We start from the raw sequence: 21,123 nt of genomic DNA on the forward strand, positions 1-21,123 counted from the left end.
CACGCTCCGCGTGGGAATGCAGCCGGTGACGCTCCGCGTCACAAGAGCGGACGCAGAGCGTCCCTTGAGGCATTCCCACGCAGAGCGTGGGAACGATCAGTGGTCAGGCGGTCGGCTGACTGTGCGGAAACAACAAATCAACAAACTTCTCCGCTGTCGGTTGCGGTTCGTGATTAGCCAGCCCGGCGCGTTCGTTGGCTTCGATAAACACATACTCGGGCTGGTCGGCGGCGGGCACCATCAGGTCCAGGCCGACCATGGGAATGTCCAATGCACGGGCGGCGCGCACGGCGGCGTCTACCAATGTCGGGTGCAGGATCGCGGTGACGTCTTCCAGGCAACCGCCGGTATGCAGGTTGGCGGTACGGCGCACAGCCAGGGTTTGGCCACGGGGCAAGATGCTGCTGTAGTCGTAACCGGCGGCGTGCAACGTGCGTTGGGTTTCGGCGTCCAGCGGGATTTTGCTCTCACCATCGGTGGCCGCCTGGCGGCGACGGCTCTGGGCTTCGATCAAAGCACCGATAGAGTGCTGACCATCACCGGTAACCTCGGCCGGGCGCCGAATTGCAGCGGCAACTACCTCAAAGCCGATCACCAGGATGCGCAGGTCGAGGCCTTCGTGGAAACTTTCGAGCAGCACACGGCTGTCGAATTGACGCGCCGTCTCGATGGCTTTTTGCACCTCCTCGATGGTCTGCAGATCCACTGCCACGCCTTGGCCTTGTTCGCCATCGAGCGGCTTGACCACGATGCGCTGATGCTCGTCGAGAAACTCCAGGTTGTCGTCGGCACTGCCGGCCAATTGTTGCGACGGCAGTTTCAACCCCGCTGCGCTGAGCGTCTTGTGGGTCAGGCTCTTGTCCTGGCACAGGGTCATGCTGATGGCGCTGGTCAGGTCGCTCAACGATTCGCGGCAACGCACACGGCGCCCGCCGTGGCTGAGGGTGAACAGGCCGGCGTCGGCGTCATCCACTTGCACATCAATGCCACGTCGATGGGCTTCTTCGACAATGATGCGCGCATACGGGTTAAAGCCTGCCTGCGGGCCGGGGCCGAGAAACAGCGGCTGGTTGATGCCGTTCTTGCGCTTGATCGCAAAGGTGGTCAGCGCGCGAAAACCGAGCTTGGCGTAGAGGCTTTTGGCCTGACGGTTATCGTGCAGCACCGACAGGTCGAGATAGCTCAGGCCACGGCTCATAAAATGCTCCACCAAGTGGCGCACCAGCACCTCGCCCACACCGGGGCGCGTGCATTGCGGGTCGACCGCCAGGCACCACAGGCTGCAACCGTTTTCCGGGTCGTGGAAGGCTTTTTGATGGTTCAGGCCCATCACGCTGCCGATCACCGCGCCGCTGTCTTCGTCCTCGGCCAGCCAATACACCGGGCCGCCTTGATGGCGTGGTGTCAGGCGCTTGGCGTCGACGGGCAACATGCCGCGGCCTTGGTAGAGTTGGTTGACCGCCTGCCAATCGGCATCGGTTTGCACGCGGCGAATGCGAAAGCCGCGAAATACCCGCGTAGCGGGGCGGTAATCGCTGAACCACAGGCGCAAGGTGTCGGAGGGGTCGAGGAACAACTGCTGCGGGTCAATCCCGAGGATTTGCTGGGGCGCCGCCACGTACAGCGCGATGTCGCGCTCGCCCGCCTGTTCATTGAGCAGTTCCTGGGCCAGGCTGGCCGGGTCCGGAAAGGTATGCCCGATCAATAACCGGCCCCAGCCGCAATGCACGGCAATCGGCTCGGCGCCCAGTGGGCTGCCGTCTTCAGCCAGGCGCGCCTGCAGGCGCTCGTAGGTCGGCGCCTGGCCCTTGAGCAAGCGTTGGCTGTAAGCCGCTGCAAGAGGTTTCATCGATCAGATTCCTTGTTCGCTGAGCCACAGGTTCAGCGCCGCCAGCTGCCATAGTTTGGAGCCGCGCAGCGGCGTCAGTTGGCCTTGCGGGTCGGTCAGCAGGCGGTCAAGCATGGCCGGGTTGAACAGGCCGCGATCCTGGCTTGGGTCCATCAGCAGATCGCGCACCCAGTTCAAGGTATCGCCCTGCAAATGCTTGAGGCCCGGCACCGGGAAGTAGCCTTTCTTGCGGTCGATGACTTCGCTGGGGATGACTCGGCGCGCGGCTTCTTTGAGCACCTGCTTGCCGCCATCGGGCAATTTGAATTTGCCCGGCACGCGGGCTGACAGTTCTACCAGGCGGTAGTCCAGGAACGGCGTGCGCGCCTCCAGGCCCCAGGCCATGGTCATGTTGTCGACGCGTTTGACCGGGTCGTCCACCAGCATCACCGTGCTGTCCAGACGCAAGGCCTTGTCCACGGCGGCGTCCGCGCCGGGCATGGCGAAATGTTCGCGCACGAAGTCACCGGCGGCGTCGTTGGCGGTCAGCCATTTTGGCGCGACGGTGGCGGCGTAGTCGTCGTAGCTGCGGTCGAAAAATGCGTCTCGGTAGGCGGTATACGGGTCGCTGGCGCCGTCCACCTGCGGGTACCAGTGGTAACCGGCGAACAGTTCATCCGCGCCCTGGCCGCTTTGCACCACTTTGCAATGTTTGGCCACTTCCCGCGACAACAGGTAGAAGGCGATGCAGTCATGGCTGACCATCGGCTCGCTCATGGCACGGAACGCTGCCGGCAGTTGCTCGATGATTTCGCTTTCGGCGATGCGTAACTGGTGGTGACGGGTGCCGTAGTGTTTAGCGATCAAATCCGAATACTGGAACTCGTCGCCACGTTCGCCACCGGCGTCTTCAAAACCGATGGAGAAGGTCGACAAATCCTGCACGCCGACTTCCCGCAGCAGGCCCACCAGCATGCTCGAATCGACACCGCCCGAGAGCAGCACGCCGACATCCACGGCCGCACGTTGGCGGATCGCCACGGCTTCGCGGGTGCTGTCGAGCACGCGGTCGGTCCAGTCTTCGAGGCTGAGGTTTTTTTCATCCTCGTGCGGGCCGTAGGGCAGAGTCCACCAGGTTTTCTGCTCGGTGTTGCCGTTGGCGTCGATGCGCATCCAGCTTGCCGGCGGCAGCTTTTCGATGCCTGCCAGCAAGGTGCGCGGTGCAGGCACCACAGCGTGGAAATTGAGGTAGTGGTTGAGTGCGACCGGATCCAGGATCGGGTTGATATCGCCGCCCTTGAGCAGGGCCGGCAGCGCTGAGGCAAAACGCAGGCGCTGGCCGGTGCGCGACAGGTACAACGGCTTCACACCCAGACGGTCACGGGCGATAAACAGGCGCTGCGCGTCACGCTCCCAGATGGCAAAGGCAAACATGCCATTGAGCTTGGGCAGCAAGGCTTCGCCCCAGGCGTGATAGCCCTTGAGCAGCACTTCGGTGTCACCGCCGGAATAGAAGGCGTAGCCCAGGGCTTCCAGCTCTTCACGCAATTCCGGGAAATTATAGATTGCACCATTGAACGCCAGGGACAGCCCCAGCTGGGCGTCGACCATCGGTTGGGCGGAGCCGTCCGACAGGTCCATGATCTTCAGGCGGCGGTGGCCCAGGGCAATCGGCCCTTGGGCATGGAAGCCCCAGGCGTCCGGGCCTCGCGGGGCAAGGTGATGGGTGATTCTCTCTACGGCTGCCAGGTCGGCAGGTTGATGATCAAAGCGTAACTCGCCAGCTAGTCCACACATAAATTCCTTACCGGTTTTTCCGTTGGGGAGGGCAATACTCGATACGCCCGACAGGGCGCGTACCCAGAAACTGACCCAGTGCTATGCGTGGAGTTTTAGACCGATAAGTTATAAGGCAAATAGCCGCGATGCTCGCGACGGCGTCGTTTCTTCCCTCACGGCGATCAGCGTGTCGCCGGTTTTCCTCGAACCAGCGCGCGCAAGGCAAACCGGTTCGGGTGGCAGGCTTCGGCCACGCTGGCCGGCACCGGCAGCGGTTCGTCGCTCAACCAGGCGGCCAGCAGTTCGCCGCACAGGGGCGCGGTGATCAGCCCGCGTGAGCCGTGGCCGCTGTTGATATACAGGCCCGGCAACCACGGGCAGGGCGTATCCGGGACTTGCCGGGCGTCTTTGCCCAGTACGGCATAAGCCTGTTGGAACGCAGCGCTTTCGGCCAAGGGGCCGACGATTGGCAGGTAGTCAGGGCTGGTGCAACGAAAGGCGGCGCGGCCTTGCAAGTGTTCGGCGTTTAGTGAGTCAGCGCCAAGACGCAGCAGCAGGTCTTCGGAAATCTCCCGCAGCATCGCAAGGTTGCCCGTGTGCTCGGCGAGGGTGGGGGTGAGGTCTTCATTGTTGAAATCAAAACTGGCGCCCAATGTGTGTTCGCCAAGGCGCGCCGGTGCCACATAACCTTCGGCGCACACCACGGTGGCCAATGCCGCACTCGCGGGAGTTTGCGCCAAACGTGTGATCTGCCCGCGAATGCGCTTGAGCGGCAAGCCCGCACTATGCGGGAATCGCTTGATTTCGGCTGCACCGGCCAGCACTACCACGTTGGCGCTTGCCAGTACGTCATCGCCGTCACGGGCTTGCCACTGCTCGTCGACGCGGTGCAGCTCCAGCGCCTCGTGATGGGTAAGCACCTTGATAAGCGGATGCGTGGCTTGCCATTGGCACAGCGCCGGTGGATGCACCCAGCCACCTTCGGGGAAAAACAGCCCGCCCTGGGCCAATTGTATGCCGGCCTGTTGTTGAGCCTGATCGCGGCCGAGCAGGTGCAACAGATCCGGTGCGAAGGCCTCGGCCAGTTGCGCCTGGCGTTGGGCTTCCTTGGCGTCAAACGCCAGTTGCAGGACACCGCAACCGTCCCAGTCAACGCCGCGCTGCAAGTGCTCCAGCAGGCGCCGGGTGTGGCCGAAACCGCTGAGTATCAGCTGCGACAATGCTGTGCCATGGGCCGACAGCTTGAGGTACAGCACGCCCTGCGGGTTGCCCGATGCTTCCTGGGCCAGGGCGGCGTGACGTTCCAGCAAGCTCACGCGCCAACCGCGAGCGGCCAGGCTGGCGGCGGTGGCGCAACCGGCCAGGCCGCCGCCGATGACCATGGCGTGGCGTTCGCCTTCGATGCCTGCCGGGCGCGCAAACCAGGGTTTGGGTGTGGCCGGCGGTGGCGTATCTTCGGGCCAGCCGAGGAACTCACCGCGCAGTATTTCCCATTTATGGCCGATGCCCGGTGTGCGTTTCATCTTGAACCCGGCGGCATTGATCAACCGGCGTACCCAGCCGGTGCTGGTGAAGGTGCTGATGGTCGAACCCGGTGCCGCCAGGCGCGCCAGTTCGGCGAACAACTCAGCGGTCCACATGTCGGGGTTCTTGGCCGGGGCAAAACCGTCGAGAAACCACGCGTCGATTTGCGCGTCCAGTTGCGGCAATTGCTCCAGGGCGTCGCCGATCAACAGCGTCAGGGTCACCCGGCCGTTATCCAGCACCAGGCGCTGGAAGCCTTGATGGATCGCAATGTACTGAGCCAACAGTTGCTCGGCGAAGGCACTGAGTTCCGGCCAGAGGGCCAGGGCGCGTTGCAGGTCGGTGTGGCTCAGAGGGTACTTTTCCACACTGACGAAGTGCAGTCGCGCACCGGCCACGGCGTGCTGTTCAAACAGTTGCCATGCGCAGAGAAAATTCAAACCCGTGCCGAAGCCGGTCTCGCCAATGACCAGTCGCCCACCCACCGGCAGGGCCGCAAAGCGCGCCTGCAGGCGGTTCTGTTCAAGGAACACATAGCGGGTTTCTTCAAGGCCCGACTTGTCGGAGAAGTACACATCATCGAAGACCCGCGAGTGCGGTCGACCTTGGTCATCCCAATCGAGCTGGGCGTGGGTGATGGGGTTCATGGGCGACTCATAAAAAAAGCAGACAAAGGCAAGGCGGCCATTCTAGCCGATCACGGGGCAGAGGGCTGATTGCGGGTGGTAACCCAATAGATTTTGCATGGAAAAAACTGCTGTGCGCAGCCTCCAAGCCATCAACAATCAGCGCTAATCCTGGGCAGATTGCTGCGGTATCGTCATTCCTTGATTGATAGGCAATAAAGGATATTGCTGATGCGCACCCAGGATGATTTGAACAATAAACTGAGCCAATTGACCCAGAGCCAGCTGCAAGCGGCCTTGCTGGAAATGACGGGCGATCTGGACAAAGCTCAGGTGCTGCAAAAGCAACTGCCTGGCTGGATGGTCAACGCGCCGCCCGGCGTGCTGGATGCATTGACTAAAGATGCCCTGCAGGTTGCAGATGCCCAGGCAGCCGTCGCCGAGCGATTGAAGCCATTGCAGGCGCTGGATGAGTTTTGCAGTGAGCGGCTCAAGCAATACTGCTCTACGCGATGGCAACGGGTTGTGGACCCCAAAAAAGATCTATTTATTCGTGCGGTAAACGAATACGAGAAAGAGGTCTTGCCGTTGAAGTATGTGAAGACGGTGAGGTTGGTGCAGGACAGCCTGCTGCATGTGGCGATGCAGAATTTCTCAGAGGATGAAGCCCGGGCGCAGCACTTTCCCGTCGGGTCGCTGTTGCAGTCGGGGTCTGCTGATCGTGAAGTCATTGGCATTACACCCCTCGAGTTTGCGCAGGGGTGTCGCGCCCTGGATCTTGGCCGCTTGTATCAGCAGCACATCAGTGACGTGCTTGAACTTGACAGCGACCCGGCAGGTGATAAGCCTTACCTCAATAATGTAGCGACCGATATCGGCCGGATGAAAATCCTGGACGTAAAAGTCGACGCCCATATTGCCTTGATGCGAGGGGACATTACCCAAGGCACCTACGCGATGTTGTGCACATTGCTGGACCGCCAATTGACGCCGTCCCAGGCCCAGGCCGAAGGGGTGCTGTACGACGGGCGCCCGGTCATTTGGCAAGGGCTCAATACCCAGGGCGGATGCCTGTGGAGCATTCTGGTATTTTCCGCTCGCTCGATTGCGCAATACCCGCAAGCGCCTTGCGTGGTGTACATGCCCAATGAACCGGAACGGCCATTCTTTGAGTATGCCTCGCTTGACGACTTTCAGGTCTACCTCAAGCGCAAGCTTGCACTGGCCGCGTACCGTGCCTTCTTTACGCGTTACCTGAGCCAGGGGGACCGGGTTGGGTTCTTCACCCGTTTCGATCAAGCCCAGAGCCTGGGGGCGCTGGACGCCAACCCCATTACGGCCAGCCTGGCGCGGCACTTTTTCGACACTTACGCCGCAAAGCTGCAAGCCGATGCACGGGCCCTGGCGGTGCCGGTGGCCGAGGTCGATGAGGACGTCCGTGAGCAGCGCTTGCAGACGTATCTGGACGCCGGTTTGACGGTGCTCAACCTCGCAGGGTTTGTCGTCCCGGAGCTGGGGTTATTGATGACAGCCGTGGCGGTAGGCCAGATGCTCGGCGAACTCTATGAGGGCATTGAAGACTGGCGCCGTGGTGATAAGAATGAGGCGTTCCAGCAGTTGGCAGTGATCGCGCAAAACATCACGTCGATGGTGTTGTTCGCGGCAGGGAGCAAGGTTGTCGGTTCGGCCATGCAGCGTACCGGCCTTAATCTGAATGGTTTTTTCCGTAAATTCGAGGTGATAAACCCCGCTGTGGGCAACCAGCGGCTGTGGCGTCCGGATACCACGCAATACGTCCATGATCAGCGCCTCGGCGACGAGCAGGTTGCCGACGCGTCGGGAATCTACAAGGTGGAGGGGCATTCGTACGTCAAGGTCAATGACTGTATCCACCGGATCGCGTTCGACGCGAAACTGGATCAATGGCGGGCCAGCCACCCGGTGCGGCAGACGGCTTATCGCCCGAAATTGCTGCATAACGGTGAAGGTAGCTGGCGTTTTGCGTTCGAGAAGCCCGACGAGTGGGAGAACCCGGAGTATCTTTTTTCGCGGTTGAAACCGACAGGTCCCGGCTCTTCGCTCCCTCCTCGCAAACTTCTACAGATCAAGGCCATTATGGATTTGCCCGATGATTGGGGCGTCTATCAGGCCCAGGAGTGTCTGCCGTTTCCCGCACGCTTTCGCGATCTGTACGAACGTTTCAGGCTCGATCAGTCAATTCGCGATTTGAACTGGCAGTTGGAAAGCGGTGCTTCCCCCAACATTGAAAACTCGACCTTGCAGATGCATGCCTTGCCCCTGTTACCGGGGTGGCCCGCGGGGCGCTATTTTGAGGTGCTGGATGCAAAGCGCAGTGTCAAGGCGCGTTACCCTGCCAGCGAACCTTACGATGCAGGCCTGCGTTTGACGATCACCGAGCCGATGCTCAGTGAGGGGAAAGTGTTTGAAGTGCTGTTGTCCGGGCTGGATGACGCACAAAAGACCGGCTTGTTGGGAGAGGGCGTAGACGCCGATCAGGCGCACACCGTGTTGGCGCGTCAGTTGCTCGCGCATCTGAAGGCTGATCGCAAGCCGCTGTTTGAGCAGTTGTATCAGACCTATGATGGGCCCGTACCGCCGGAATGGGCGTTGCTCAGGCGCACCTACCCGCAATTGCCCTGCACGCTGATGCGCGAATTGATGGCCGAAACGACCACCGTGCAGCGTGAGTCTCTGCGCGATAATCAACGGGTTCCCATGGCGTTGGCCGAGTCAGTGCAACGTGCTCTTGAGGCACAACGCCTGGACCGCGCCTTGATGGGGTTTGAGCAGCCAGAGTTGGCCAGCCTGGATACTGCCCTCATCGCCGTTCGGACAATGCCGCGCTTGGCGGGGTGGGGGGCAGAGCTGCGGCTTGAGTTGCGCCAGGACTCGCCTCAAGGCGACTTGTTGGCCTTGGGCGCGTTCAAAGACGCTGGTGTGCGGCGAGTAGTAGTCAGGTCGAACGCAGGGTTTGAAGCGTTCAACGACAACGGCCGCAGTCTCGGCGGACCTAATGCCGGGCCGGACGGCCTGTTCGAGGCGATCGATGCAACGCTGATGGATGGCCAGCGAGTGGCATTGGGATTGCCGCTGAAGGACGCCAGTAACATTTGGCGTTTGCGATACATGAGTGCCTCGCAAGCGAAAGGCGATCGGGAACTGGCTGCCGAGGCTTTTTCCAGCCAGGTCAGCGAACCGGCGTCGCAGGGGGTGAGTTGTGAAATGGCCGATTTGCCGACGGGGCCGTTGGTTCATCCAGCCGCACTGGTGCGTAAGGTAAAGCGTTTGTACCCATTGTTCAGTGAGGCTCAAGTGTCTTCGCTATTGATGACGTTGGGCGCTGACCATCTGGCTCGGGCCAAGGCGGTCAAACGTTTGAAGGCAGAACTCGGCCATTTGCGCGCGCTGCTCAAGCATTGGAAAACCGATATCCAGGGCATGGAGACACAGCCGGGCCTGAGTGACGTTCGTACTAGCCGCCAGCAGGTGGCTGAGCGCATTGAAGCGTGTTGGCGGCGTCAAAGCTTTGCTCTGGATGAGCATCAGACGTCCGTTGCCAGTTTGAACCTGGATGGGATGCGCGTTGGCTCACTGCCGACGCTGCCAGCCGACATACGTTTCGACCATGTTCGGCAGTTGTCACTCAGGAACATGCGACTGGGCGATGACGTCGCCTATTTCCTGAAGTGCTTTAAAGGCGTGCAGCATTTGAAACTGGGGCGTAACCGCCTGACCCGCTTGCCGGAGGTATTCTCGCGAATGCTCGACCTGGAAAGTTTGTCGATGCCCCGCAACCGTCTTGTGCTCACCGAATACACCCGACTGAAACTGGCAGACCTGAATACGTTGCGCCTGTTGGATCTGAGCCACAACCCGCTGGACAAGTTGGTGGATGTCAGCCGGATGCGTGACCTGCACACCCTGTTGTTGCAGGACACCAAAATCGTCGACTTACCCGCAGGGCTTGGGCGCCTGGCTCAACTGGAGCAAGTGGACCTGCGCGATAACGTGATCACCGTGTTGCCTGAGTGGTTGTTTACGGTGTCACGCAGTTTCAGCCAGTCGATTGACCTGGGCGGCAACCCGCTCTCCAGTACCACGATAACCGCGCTTACGCGTTACCGTGACGAAGTGGGAATTGGCATGGGGTTTGTAGAGGACGATCAGCCACGCATGACCGAACTGAAGGCCAGGGCATTGTGGTTGCCGGACGAGGTGGCCGCCCGAGAGGCCCACAAATCTACCGTGTGGGCCAACCTGCGGGATGACCCGGACTCGACGCCGTTGTTCCACTTGCTGGCTGAGCTGTCCGGTACTGCCGACAATCGTCATGTGCACGAGGACTTGACCCGGCGGGTCTGGGACGTGTTGCAGTCGACCCACGACAGTACCGATCTGCGCGAGCAGGTCTTTCAACTGGCGGCTCATCCGGCGAACTGCGCAGACGACGCCGCGCAGATTTTCAGTCAGATGGAGGTGCTCAAGGAGGTCGAGAAGGCAACGCAGCAGGCCGGTCGTGTAAAAGGCAATTCCGGGGCGCTGTTGAACTTGGGCCGAGGGTTGTTTCGCCTCAGCGAGCTGGAGAAAATTGCGGCCACCTACGCTGTCGAAAACGCGTCCGTGGACCCGCTGGAAGTCAGCCTGGCATTCCGGGTAGGGTTGGCCAAAACCCTGCAGCTACCGGGGCAGCCCAAGCACATTCAATATGGAGAATTTGCCAATGTGACCAGCGACAGTCTGGAGGTGGCGCACTCCCAAGTGCGCACGGCAGAGCTGTCCCCCACGTTCTTGCGTTTTATTTCACAGCTGGCGTTCTGGAAAACCCACCTCAAGCAGCAATTTTCCGGTGCGTTCGAGTCGGCGACAGAGCCCTTTGATACGCAGCAGCAAGCACTTTTTGAGAACAGCCAGAATCTCACCGACGCGCAGTACCTTGAGCAAATGGAGGCCCTGCGTTCACCTCGCCGGCAGGCCATTACCGAAGTGGTAGAGCGGCTCACACAGCAGATGTTGAGGCAGCATGACCTTGGCATTTGCCATCTGCCAGGGAACTAGCCATAGGGGACGGCGATTGATCCATGGCAACTGTTTTGGAATTCTTTGAGTGGCGTGGTGCCCAATCCGCTAGTCTTGAGCCATCTTGAAATGGAGCTGCCCATGTTCGAATCCGCCGAAATCGGTCACGCCATCGATAAAGACACGTACGACGCCGAAGTGCCGGCCCTGCGTGAAGCCTTGCTGGAAGTACAGTACGAACTGCAACAGCAGAAGCGCTTCCCGGTGATCATCCTGATCAATGGCATCGAGGGCGCGGGCAAGGGCGAAACCGTCAAGCTGCTCAATGAATGGATGGACCCACGGCTGATCGAAGTGCGCACCTTTGACCAGCAGACTGACGAAGAACTGGCGCGCCCACCGGCGTGGCGCTATTGGCGTCAGCTGCCGGCCAAGGGGCGCATGGGCATCTTTTTCGGCAACTGGTACAGCCAGATGCTGCAAAGCCGCGTGCATGGCCAGATCAAGGACGCGCGCCTGGACCAGGCCATCGCCGGTGCCGAGCGCCTGGAAAAGATGCTCTGTGATGAAGGCGCGCTGATCTTCAAGTTCTGGTTCCACCTGTCCAAGAAACAGATGAAGGCACGCCTCAAGGCGCTGGCCGACGACCCGCTGCACAGCTGGCGCATCAGCCCGCTGGACTGGCAGCAGTCCAAAACCTACGACAAGTTTGTGCATTTCGGCGAGCGCATCCTGCGCCGCACCAGCCGTGACTACGCGCCGTGGCATGTGATCGAAGGCGTGGATGCGAATTACCGCAGCCTCACGGTGGGCAAGATCCTGCTCGAAAGCCTGCAAAACGCCTTGAAGCTGCCCAAGGGCAAGGCCAGCGGCATGAACCCGGCGCCTTTGATTGCCTCCGTGGACAAGAAGGGCCTGCTCGACAGCCTCGATTTGACCCAGCGCCTGGAAAAAGATGATTACGAAGAGCAACTGATTACCGAGCAGGCGCGCTTCTCTGGCTTGATGCGCGACAAGCGTATGCGCAAGCACGCATTGATCACCGTGTTTGAAGGCAACGATGCGGCGGGCAAGGGCGGCGCGATCCGCCGCGTGGCGGCAGCGCTGGACCCGCGCCAGTACCATATCGTGCCGATTGCCGCGCCGAGTGAAGACGAGCGCGCCCAGCCGTATCTATGGCGCTTTTGGCAGAAGATTCCGGCTCGCGGCATGTTCACCGTGTTCGACCGCTCGTGGTACGGCCGCGTATTGGTGGAACGCATCGAAGGCTTCTGCACCCCGACGGACTGGATGCGTGCCTATGGCGAGATCAATGACTTCGAGGAGCAACTGCGCGATGCGGGCGTGATCGTGGTCAAGTTCTGGCTGGCGATCGACAAAGATACACAGTTGGAGCGCTTCCAGGCCCGTGAGGAAATTCCCTTCAAACGCTTCAAAATCACCGAAGACGACTGGCGCAACCGCGACAAGTGGGATGACTACCGGGCGGCGGTGGGTGACATGGTCGACCGCACCAGCACCGAAGTGTCGCCCTGGACCCTGGTGGAAGCCAACGACAAACGCTGGGCGCGGGTCAAGGTGCTGCGCACCATCAACCGCGCGCTGGAAGAAGCGTTCGACAAGACCGACAAGCACGATAAGAAGAAAAAGAAATAAAGCTGGCGGCACCTCCTGTGGTGAGGCTCCCGTGGTGAGCGACGCTTCTGTGGCGAGCAGGCTTGCCCTGCGTTGGGCTGCGCAGCAGCCCCCGACCCAGGCAGCGCGTTCTTTCTGGTAGACCTCATTGGCAGGTTTTGGGGCCGCTTCGCAGCCCAGCGCAGGGCAAGCCTGCTCGCCACAGAAGCCTCGTTCAGGCGGTCATGCTTTTGTATATGCCAGGTGAATGATCGTCGCGGTTGGGCAGGCCGGCCTCTATGCTCGGTCCATCTCCCAACCACAAGATCGAGGTAGCCCATGCGTGAAGTAGTGATCGTCGACAGCGTGCGAACCGGCCTGGCCAAGTCCTTTCGTGGCAAGTTCAACCAGACGCGCCCGGATGACATGGCGGCCCATTGCGTCAACGCGCTGCTGGCGCGTAATGGCGTCGACCCGGCGACGGTCGAGGATTGCATCGTCGGCGCCGGCTCCAACGAAGGTGCCCAGGGCTACAACATCGGGCGCAACGTGGCGGTGCTCTCGCAACTGGGCACCGGGACGGCGGGCATGACCCTCAACCGGTTCTGTTCCTCGGGCTTGCAGGCGATTGCGATTGCGGCCAACCAGATTGCCTCGGGTTGCAGCGATATCATCGTTGCCGGTGGCGTCGAGTCCATCAGCCTGACCATGAAAAGTGTCAACACCGATAACCTGATCAACCCGCTGCTCAAAGAGCAGGTGCCGGGCATCTACTTCCCCATGGGCCAGACTGCCGAGATCGTCGCGCGCCGCTATAACGTCAGCCGCGAAGAACAGGACCTGTACGCCCTGCAAAGCCAGCAACGTACCGCCCAGGCCCAGGCCGACGGCTTGTTCAACGATGAAATCGTGCCGATGGCCGTCAAGTACAGGGTCGAAGACAAAAACACCGGCGAGGTGCAGGTGCTCGATGGCGTGGTCGACCGTGACGACTGCAACCGCCCGGACACCACACTGGCCAGCCTCAATGGCCTCAAGCCGGTGTTTGCCGAAGACGGTTCGGTGACGGCGGGCAACTCTTCGCAGTTGTCCGATGGCGCTTCGATGACCTTGGTGATGAGCCTGGAAAAAGCCCTGCAATTGGGACTCAAACCCAAGGCGTTTTTCCGTGGCTTTACCGTGGCCGGTTGCGAGCCGGACGAGATGGGCATCGGACCGGTGTTCTCGGTACCCAAATTGCTCAAGGCCAAGGGTTTGCAGGTGGCGGATATCGACCTGTGGGAGCTTAACGAAGCGTTTGCCTCGCAGTGCCTCTATGCCCGCAATCGCCTGGAAATCGACAATGGCAAATACAACGTCAATGGCGGCTCGATCTCCATTGGCCACCCGTTCGGCATGACCGGGTCGCGGCAGGTCGGGCACCTGGTGCGTGAGTTGCAGCGACGTAACCTGCGCTACGGCATCGTCACCATGTGCGTGGGCGGTGGCATGGGCGCTACCGGATTGTTTGAGGCGGTGCGTTAGTCAATCGACAGCTCACACCTATCCATACAAAAGGGGGAGCGTGCTCCCCCTTTGCGCATTCGCTGTTTGGTAATAATCAGGTACTTCTCTGCTTGTTTGATTAGTTGCTCAAAGTCCGTAAACACGGTTATTTTTTAATGCGCGTAATCCCCATCTTACAGAGACGGTCTGATTTGAATTGTTCTCATTAATCTGCATGTAGTCCTTTTCCTTCAGCCAGTTTTAAAGTTTTGGCAAATAGCCATGTTTTTCCTGCGCGCTTTGGCGTACTGCGGCTACTTGGTTTGCGGAAACAGACGGCTTACTTGCTCAAGTGTGAAGTGGAGAATTGCCCGGCGTTGAGCTGATTCCTGGATTGCAATACAACAAGTTGGAAAAACTCAGGAATCATCGGCTTAACAGCACGGGTTATAACCGCTCGTTTAATCAGCCCTGCACCGACCTGTGGCCGGGCTTCTTTAATGACACTTGTTAATAAGTGGGAATCTGTAGATGAATACCAAAATGAAAGCTGCGCTGTTGTCTATCGGTCTGTTGGCCGGCTCGATCTCTGTTGCGCAGGCAGCGGATGGGACCGTCACGTTTCTGGGGTCGGTGCATTCGGGTGCTTGCTCCATCAAGCCTGACTCTGTGGATCAGACCGTTCGCCTGGGGGCGATTGCCAAACACCAACTGGAATCGGGCGGCAAGTCTGAAGCGCGCCGCGTGCTGATTGAACTGGAAGGCTGCGACCTGTCCGGCCTGACCGATAACACCGTGACCACGACCTTCACCGGCGCACCGTCGAGCGTGGTTCCAGGTGCGATCGGTACGGTCGGCGGCGCTGGCGGCGTGGGCATCATGATGACCCACGGTGGCGCACCTGTTGAGCTGGGTGTTCCTACCACCCCGCAAGTCATCTCCACCGGCAACAACACCCTGGAGTTCGGCGCTTATGTGCAAGGTGCCGCCACGGACCCGATCATTCCTGGCGATTTCAGCGCAGTAACCAACTTTACCTTGGCTTATCAGTAAGTTTTTCCCCCCGCCACCACGTGTGGCGGGGGGACGCTGACGGGAGATCCAGGTGAAAACATTCCTACGTTTGGCTATCGCCTCTTCATTGACGACGTTGATCTGCCCTTACGCTCTGGCCCAGGACGCTTCGCAGGGTGAAGGCGTCGTCCTGTTGGGCGGAGAAGTCGTGGACTCAGCCTGCGGGCTGGAGCTGAGCAGTATCGATCAAACCATCGAAATGCCGTCGGAGCCAGTTGGCCGGCTGTTGCGCAACACGCGGGGAGAAGATCACCCGTTTCAGTTGCGTCTGGTCAACTGCTCACTGACACGTCCGGACCCGTCGCGCCCAGGGGCAACCCTGCCTGACTGGGAGCACATGCGGGTGACGTTTGATGGGCCGACCGACCGGGCTGGGCTTTCCTTCGCTGTGTTCGGTGGCTCCCAGGGGGTTGCCCTGCACATTGTGGACGCGGCCGGCGAAGAGAGTATTCCCGGGCAGCGAATGTCGCCTACGCCACTGTCGGAGGGCGATATGACACTTAACTACAGGTTTTATCTGGTTGGCAATGGACTGCCACTGGTAGTGGGCGCCCACAGTGCCGCAGTGCGGTTCAAGTTGGAATACTTTTGAACATTGATGGACAGGCTTTCATGTTGAATACAGCGAAGATCAAAAACACGCTGCGCCCGAGTCTGTTTGGCGGGCTGATGTCTCTGGCGGGAACTGCATTGGGTGCCGGGGATATCGAGTTTAATACCGACGTTCTTGACTTGATTGATCGCACCAACATTGACTTGTCTCAATTTGCGCGCAGCGGGTTTATTTTGCCCGGCACGTACTCGATGGTCGTGCACATCAACGGCCAGCCAATTGCCGAACAATCGGTGGCGTTCTATCACCCCGATAATGATCCCAAAGGCAGTCAGGCGTGTTTATCTCGCAGCCTGGTGGAGCAGTTGGGGCTAAAAGCGGCGGATGCCGACAAACTTGCCTGGTGGAAGGGCGGCGAATGCCTTGATGTTCAAAGCTTGCCAGGCACCGAGGTCAGTGGCGACCTGGCCACGTCCACGCTGAGCATCAATCTGCCCCAGGCCTACCTCGAATACAGTGCCATCAACTGGGACCCGCCCTCGCGGTGGGACGAAGGGGTGCCGGGGTTGTTGGTTGACTACAGTCTGACGGCGCAGTCCAACTACCAGCGCGGCGATGGTAACCGCAATAACCTCAGTGGCAACGGCACTGTTGGCGCCAATGCCGGCGCCTGGCGGTTGCGGGCCGATTGGCAGGGGCGCGTCGAGCGTGGCCGGCAGGAAGCGGCCGGGCCGCAAAAGCTGGAGTGGAGTCGCTACTACGCGTACCGCGCCATTCCTGCGCTGAAGGCACGTTTGGTGGTGGGCGAGAACTACCTGTATTCGGACCTGTTCGACAGTTTCCGCTTTACCGGTGCCGCGCTCAACTCGGATGAAAGCCAGTTACCGCCCAACCTGCGTGGGTATGCGCCGGAAGTGGTCGGGGTGGCCAAGACCAATGCCAAAGTCATCATCAGCCAACAGGGCCGCGTGCTTTACGAAACCCTGGTAGCGGCGGGGCCCTTTCGCATTCAAGACTTGCAGGATGCAGTGACGGGCAAGCTCGATGTGCGGGTGGAAGAACAGGACGGCTCGGTCCACAGCTTCCAGATGGATACAGCCGGGGTTCCTTACCTTACCCGCCCGGGGCAAGTGCGTTACAAGCTGGCATCCGGGCGCCCGTCCAACCTTCAGCATGGCGGTGACGGCGACTTTTTCGGCACCGGGGAGTTTTCCTGGGGCATCAGCAATGGCTGGTCGTTATTTGGCGGCGGCATGACCGATAACAACTATCGGGCATTGTCCGTGGGGGCGGGGCGCGACTTGCTGGCGTTCGGCGCGGTCTCGCTGGATGTGACGCAGTCTCACGCCGAGGTGTGGAACGAGACGCTCTCGGGTAAATCCTACCGCCTTCAATACTCCAAGAACTTTGAGCAGTACGACAGCCAGGTGACCTTCGCCGGTTACCGGTTCTCCGAGAAAAACTTCTTGAGCATGAGTGAATACCTGGATGCCCGGTATTACGGGCTGAACGGTGAACTCGGCGGGCGTGGTGATTACCGTGACCCGAGTGAGGGCTGGAAGCCGATTGGTGGCAGCAAGGCGCTGTATACGGTCACGGTCAACAAGCAGTTTCGTGACCTGGGCGCCACCGTCTACGCCAGCTACAACAAGCAAACCTACTGGGATAGGCCCGACACCCAGCGCTGGAACCTGTCGCTGTCGCGCTACTTCAACGTGGGCACGGTCAAGAACATGAGCCTGTCCCTGAACATGTACCGCACCCAGGAATACAACTACAAAGACAACGGCATGGCCGTCACGGTCAGCCTGCCGCTGGGGCGCACCGGCACACTGTCGATGGACGCCAACCGGGCCGCCGGCAAGAACAACTTTACGACGCGCTACAGCGATCGTCTCGATGAGCGCAACAGCTATCAGCTCAGTGCCAGCGATTCGTCCGGCAGTGGTTACTTGAGCCATATGGGCGACCAGGCCGATATCGACGTCATCGCCAGCACGCAAGAGGGCGGCTACAGCAGCCTGGGTGTGTCGGCGCGTGGCGGTGGCACGGTCACCCAATATGGCGCGGCCTTGCACCGTACCACCAGTACCGGCGGCACGCGCCTGATGCTCGACACCGGCGGTGTACCCGACGTGCCGGTGCGCGGTTACGGCTCGCCGACCCGCAGCAATGCCTTCGGCAAAGCGGTGATTTCCGATATCAGCAGCTATCAGCGTACGGCAGCCAGCGTGGACCTGGAGCGCTTGCCGAGCACGGTCGAAGCCACTCAATCGGTCACGCAGTTGACGCTCACCGAAGGGGCGATTGGTTATCGCTCGCTGAGCGTGATTGCCGGTGAAAAAGCCATGGCGATTCTGCGCCTGCCGGATGGCAGTTCGCCGCCCTTTGGCGCCACGGTGAAGAACCTCAAGCAACAGGACACCGGCATCGTGAATGACGGCGGCAATGTCTACCTCAGCGGCCTGCAGGCCGGCGAGCAGATGGTCGTCAGTTGGGGCGGCAACGAGCAATGCATCCTCACGCTCCCCACCGTTCTGCCCGTCGATGGCTTGACGCACGCCCTGCAGCTGCGCTGCCAGAGAGTTGCCGCTGCCCCATCCCTGCCCGAGCCAGCCACGCTGACCGGGGAGCTTACCGACACGGAGAACACAGCCTCATGAAGCTTGATATGCGCCTCACCTTCCCAGCGTTCGCGCTGCTGGCCCTAGGCTTGAGCCAGGGCGCCAGCGCCGCGGTTGGCCTGGATCGTACCCGGGTGATTTTCGATGGCGGCAAAGATGCCACCAGCGTGAACATCACCAACAACAATACTCAGCTGCCGTACCTGGCCCAGGGTTGGATCGAGGATGAAACCGGTAAAAAAATCAACTCACCCTTGATCGTGCTGCCGCCGGTCCAGCGCCTGGAACCCGGCAAACAAAGCCAGGTGAAAGTCCAGGCGCTGCCGGCCGCCAAGTCATTGCCGCAGGACCGCGAGACGGTCTATTACTTCAACTTGCGAGAAATCCCGCCGCGCAGTGATAAATCCAACACCCTGCAAATTGCCCTGCAAACCCGCATCAAGTTGTTCTACCGCCCGGATGCGATTGCGCCGAGCCAGCAAGACCTGTCCAACCCCTGGCAGCAGAAACTGACCCTGACCCGCGAAGGCGACCACTACCGGGTCCATAACCCGACGCCGTACTACGTGACCCTGGTGGATGCACGTGCCAGCAAAGACGGTAAAACCGTGCCGGGCTTTGCACCGGTGATGGTTCCCCCCAAGGACGCGCTGACCCTGGGCCCCAGTGCCAAGGCACTGGGTACGTCACCTTATCTGGCCTATGTGAATGATTACGGCGGCCGTCCACTCCTGGCGTTCACCTGCAATGGCAATACGTGCCAGGTCAACGCGCAGGCCTCAGCGCCGAAATGAGTAATGCTGCTGGAGAACATCATGAAGTCGCAAAGTGTGAAGGTCTTGGGCTGCCTGTTATGGGTCTTGGCGATGGGCGCGCACGCCGCCGACGATGACGAAGATATCGAAGGGATGAGCGGAATGTTGAATGTCCTCGGGGCCATGAATGAGTCGCCTTGCAGTCTGGATATGACCTCATTGCACCAGACGGTGGACCTGGACGCGGTGTCGACCAGCCATTTGCAACGGCCTGGTGATCAGGCGCCCGCCAAGGCTTTTCAACTGCGTTTTACCGACTGTATGCGCACCGCCGGTCGCGTGCGCAACGAACGCACGGGCAACCTGACATGGAGTGCTTACCAACCTGTGTTGTCGGTGGCGTTTGTCGCGCCGGCCGACGCCGATGATCCACGGTTGGTCAAAGTCCAGGGCATCACCGGGATGGGCCTGCAATTGACCGATCCCCTTGGCCGGGATGTACAGCTGGGCTCAAAGGGCGAACCGTTGATTCTGCCCGTGGGCCGCAATACCCAGACCTGGAATGTTCGGCCTACGCGCACCTCGGCGCCGTTGAGCAGTGGGGCTTTCAGGGCCGTGGTGGAATTCAGGCTCAACTATGAGTAAGGGCAGAGCGATGGCTAACTCAATCGGCCCGTGGGCCATTCTTATCGGTGGCGGTTTACTGTGGCCTGTCAGCCAATGCGTGCAGGCCGACACCAGCCTGACCATCCGCGCGGTCATCATCGCGCCGCCGCCTTGCGTGATTAACAGTGGCGCAACCCTGGATGTGCCGTTCGGCAATGACCTGCAGACGTCACGGGTAGACGGGGTTAATTACCGTCGTGACGTGCCCTATACCGTCACCTGTAATTCGCCGTTCAGCAACGCCCTGACCCTGGAACTCAAAGGCACCGGCGCCGGGTTTGACAGCCGCGTGCTGTCGACCCGCAAGGCCGACCTTGGGGTCAAGCTGTTCGTGAATGGCGCTGACTGGCCGTTGAATACGGCCGTGAATTTTACCTATCCCAACTTCCCGGCGGTACAGGCGGTGCCCGTCAAACGCGTGGGCAGCACGCTGAGCGGCGGGGCATTTGATGCTGTGGCAACCCTGGTGGTCGATTACCAATGACGAGGAATGCTCAATGACATTTTGGCAGCAACGCGTGTTGCTTACCTTGTGTTCCATCGGCCTTTGCAGTGGTGCGTCGGCCAACCTGACGTTCAGCGGCACGCTGAATGAACCGCCGCCCTGCACCATTGACGGCGGCAACACCATTGAGGTGGATTTTGGCGATGTGGGGGTAAAACGCGTCGATGGTGTGAAATACCGCCGGGGCGTCGGTTATGCCATCAACTGTGGCACCGACACGCTGCCGTGGGAGCTCAAATTGAGCGTCAACGGCACAGCCACCTCATTTGACGGTGCAGCGGTACAGACCAGTGTGCCGGCACTGGGCATTCGGATTTTCCAGAATAACCTGCCACTTCCACTTAATACGCCACTGGACATCACCCTGTCGTCACCGCCGACATTGGAGGTGGTGCCCGTGCAGCAGCCAGGCACCATTTTGACGCCCGCGCGGTTTACGGCGGTGGCCACGTTGTTGGCCGAATACCAGTAGGAGTTGAGTCGATGCGAGACCAAATTGTGCAAAAAGGCGGGTTGGCGTTATTGCTCACCGTCGGCCTGATCCCCCTGGGGCACGGCGCGGACAACCTGATGTTCAAGGGCAACCTGGTGGAAGAGGCCTGCACCATCCGCCCTGGCGATGAGGCCATCACGCTGGAGCTCTGGGACGTCACCAGCAAGCACCTTTATATCAACACGCGAACCGTGGGCAAGCGGTTCCAACTGCACTTGGAAGAGTGTGACACCACCATTGGCAACACCGTGACCATCACCTTCGGCGGTGCCGAAAATGGCGAACTTCCAGGCTTGCTCGCGCTGGACGGTGGCAGTGGTGCCTCGGGGATTGGCGTTGGTATTGAGACGCTGAGCGACAAGCCGTTGCCCTTGAATGCCGTCAGCGATGAGCAGGTGCTGAGCGATGGTAACAATGTGATCGAACTCAAGGCCTATGTGCAGGGCGAGCCGACGGCGATAAGAGATCAAACCATTGGGCACGGTGCGTACACGGTGACCTCTACTTTTACGTTGGACTATCCGTAGCGGCTACGTCCTCTTCACGACGTGAGCCGAGTG

Annotated in this window: 14 protein-coding genes; 11 read left to right on the plus strand and 3 right to left on the minus strand. The window is 60.3% G+C overall.

From position 1 onward, the window contains the following. Positions 1-103 precede the first annotated feature (103 nt). The 3 genes from ngg to mnmC all read right to left on the minus strand — a co-directional run bounded on the left by ngg (position 104) and on the right by mnmC (position 5,778). The gene (gene ngg / locus AOA62_RS14010) at positions 104-1,849 is read right to left on the minus strand and encodes an N-acetylglutaminylglutamine synthetase (protein WP_017137816.1); all 1,746 of its coding nucleotides are present in this window, start codon (positions 1,847-1,849) and stop codon (positions 104-106) included. A gap of 3 nt (positions 1,850-1,852) precedes the next feature. After that, positions 1,853-3,625, minus strand: a complete 1,773-nt coding sequence (locus AOA62_RS14015) for an N-acetylglutaminylglutamine amidotransferase (RefSeq protein WP_099548926.1) — start codon at positions 3,623-3,625, stop codon at positions 1,853-1,855. Positions 3,626-3,789: 164 nt separating this feature from the next. Continuing rightward, entirely contained in the window at positions 3,790-5,778 is a 1,989-nt protein-coding gene (mnmC, locus tag AOA62_RS14020; RefSeq protein WP_099548927.1) for a bifunctional tRNA (5-methylaminomethyl-2-thiouridine)(34)-methyltransferase MnmD/FAD-dependent 5-carboxymethylaminomethyl-2-thiouridine(34) oxidoreductase MnmC, read from the minus strand. Positions 5,779-5,988: 210 nt separating this feature from the next. On the opposite strand from mnmC, the gene AOA62_RS14025 reads away from it, so the two are divergent. The 11 genes from AOA62_RS14025 to AOA62_RS14075 all read left to right on the plus strand — a co-directional run bounded on the left by AOA62_RS14025 (position 5,989) and on the right by AOA62_RS14075 (position 21,090). Continuing rightward, a complete protein-coding gene (locus AOA62_RS14025; RefSeq protein WP_099548928.1) occupies positions 5,989-10,833 on the plus strand; it encodes an NEL-type E3 ubiquitin ligase domain-containing protein in 4,845 nt (1,614 codons plus the stop codon). Positions 10,834-10,935: 102 nt separating this feature from the next. After that, the gene (pap, locus tag AOA62_RS14030) at positions 10,936-12,450 is read left to right on the plus strand and encodes a polyphosphate:AMP phosphotransferase (protein WP_099548929.1); all 1,515 of its coding nucleotides are present in this window, start codon (positions 10,936-10,938) and stop codon (positions 12,448-12,450) included. A gap of 297 nt (positions 12,451-12,747) precedes the next feature. Beyond that, the gene (locus tag AOA62_RS14035; RefSeq protein WP_099548930.1) at positions 12,748-13,932 is read left to right on the plus strand and encodes a thiolase family protein; all 1,185 of its coding nucleotides are present in this window, start codon (positions 12,748-12,750) and stop codon (positions 13,930-13,932) included. A gap of 492 nt (positions 13,933-14,424) precedes the next feature. After that, complete coding sequence (locus AOA62_RS14040) at positions 14,425-14,946, plus strand: fimbrial protein (RefSeq protein ID WP_099548931.1); 522 nt, start codon at positions 14,425-14,427, stop codon at positions 14,944-14,946. A 52-nt stretch (positions 14,947-14,998) separates the two neighbouring features. Continuing rightward, entirely contained in the window at positions 14,999-15,559 is a 561-nt protein-coding gene (locus tag AOA62_RS14045; RefSeq protein ID WP_017137809.1) for a fimbrial protein, read from the plus strand. Positions 15,560-15,579: 20 nt separating this feature from the next. Continuing rightward, a complete protein-coding gene (locus tag AOA62_RS14050) occupies positions 15,580-18,183 on the plus strand; it encodes an outer membrane usher protein (protein ID WP_158235125.1) in 2,604 nt (867 codons plus the stop codon). Then, the gene (locus tag AOA62_RS14055; RefSeq protein WP_099548932.1) at positions 18,180-18,938 is read left to right on the plus strand and encodes a fimbria/pilus periplasmic chaperone; all 759 of its coding nucleotides are present in this window, start codon (positions 18,180-18,182) and stop codon (positions 18,936-18,938) included. The genes AOA62_RS14050 and AOA62_RS14055 overlap by 4 nt, the downstream gene beginning before the upstream one ends. Before the next feature lie 21 nt (positions 18,939-18,959). Next, positions 18,960-19,544, plus strand: a complete 585-nt coding sequence (locus AOA62_RS14060) for a fimbrial protein (protein ID WP_026013763.1) — start codon at positions 18,960-18,962, stop codon at positions 19,542-19,544. Between the two features lie 10 nt (positions 19,545-19,554). Further along, entirely contained in the window at positions 19,555-20,049 is a 495-nt protein-coding gene (locus AOA62_RS14065) for a fimbrial protein (protein WP_017137805.1), read from the plus strand. 13 nt (positions 20,050-20,062) lie between these two features. After that, positions 20,063-20,542, plus strand: coding sequence for a fimbrial protein (locus AOA62_RS14070; protein WP_099548933.1), 480 nt, complete (start codon positions 20,063-20,065; stop codon positions 20,540-20,542). Positions 20,543-20,553: 11 nt separating this feature from the next. Beyond that, positions 20,554-21,090, plus strand: coding sequence for a fimbrial protein (locus tag AOA62_RS14075; protein WP_099548934.1), 537 nt, complete (start codon positions 20,554-20,556; stop codon positions 21,088-21,090). Positions 21,091-21,123 lie beyond the last annotated feature (33 nt).

This window comes from Pseudomonas sp. 2995-3 (assembly GCF_002742565.1).
Classification (GTDB): Bacteria; Pseudomonadota; Gammaproteobacteria; order Pseudomonadales; family Pseudomonadaceae; genus Aquipseudomonas; species Aquipseudomonas edaphica.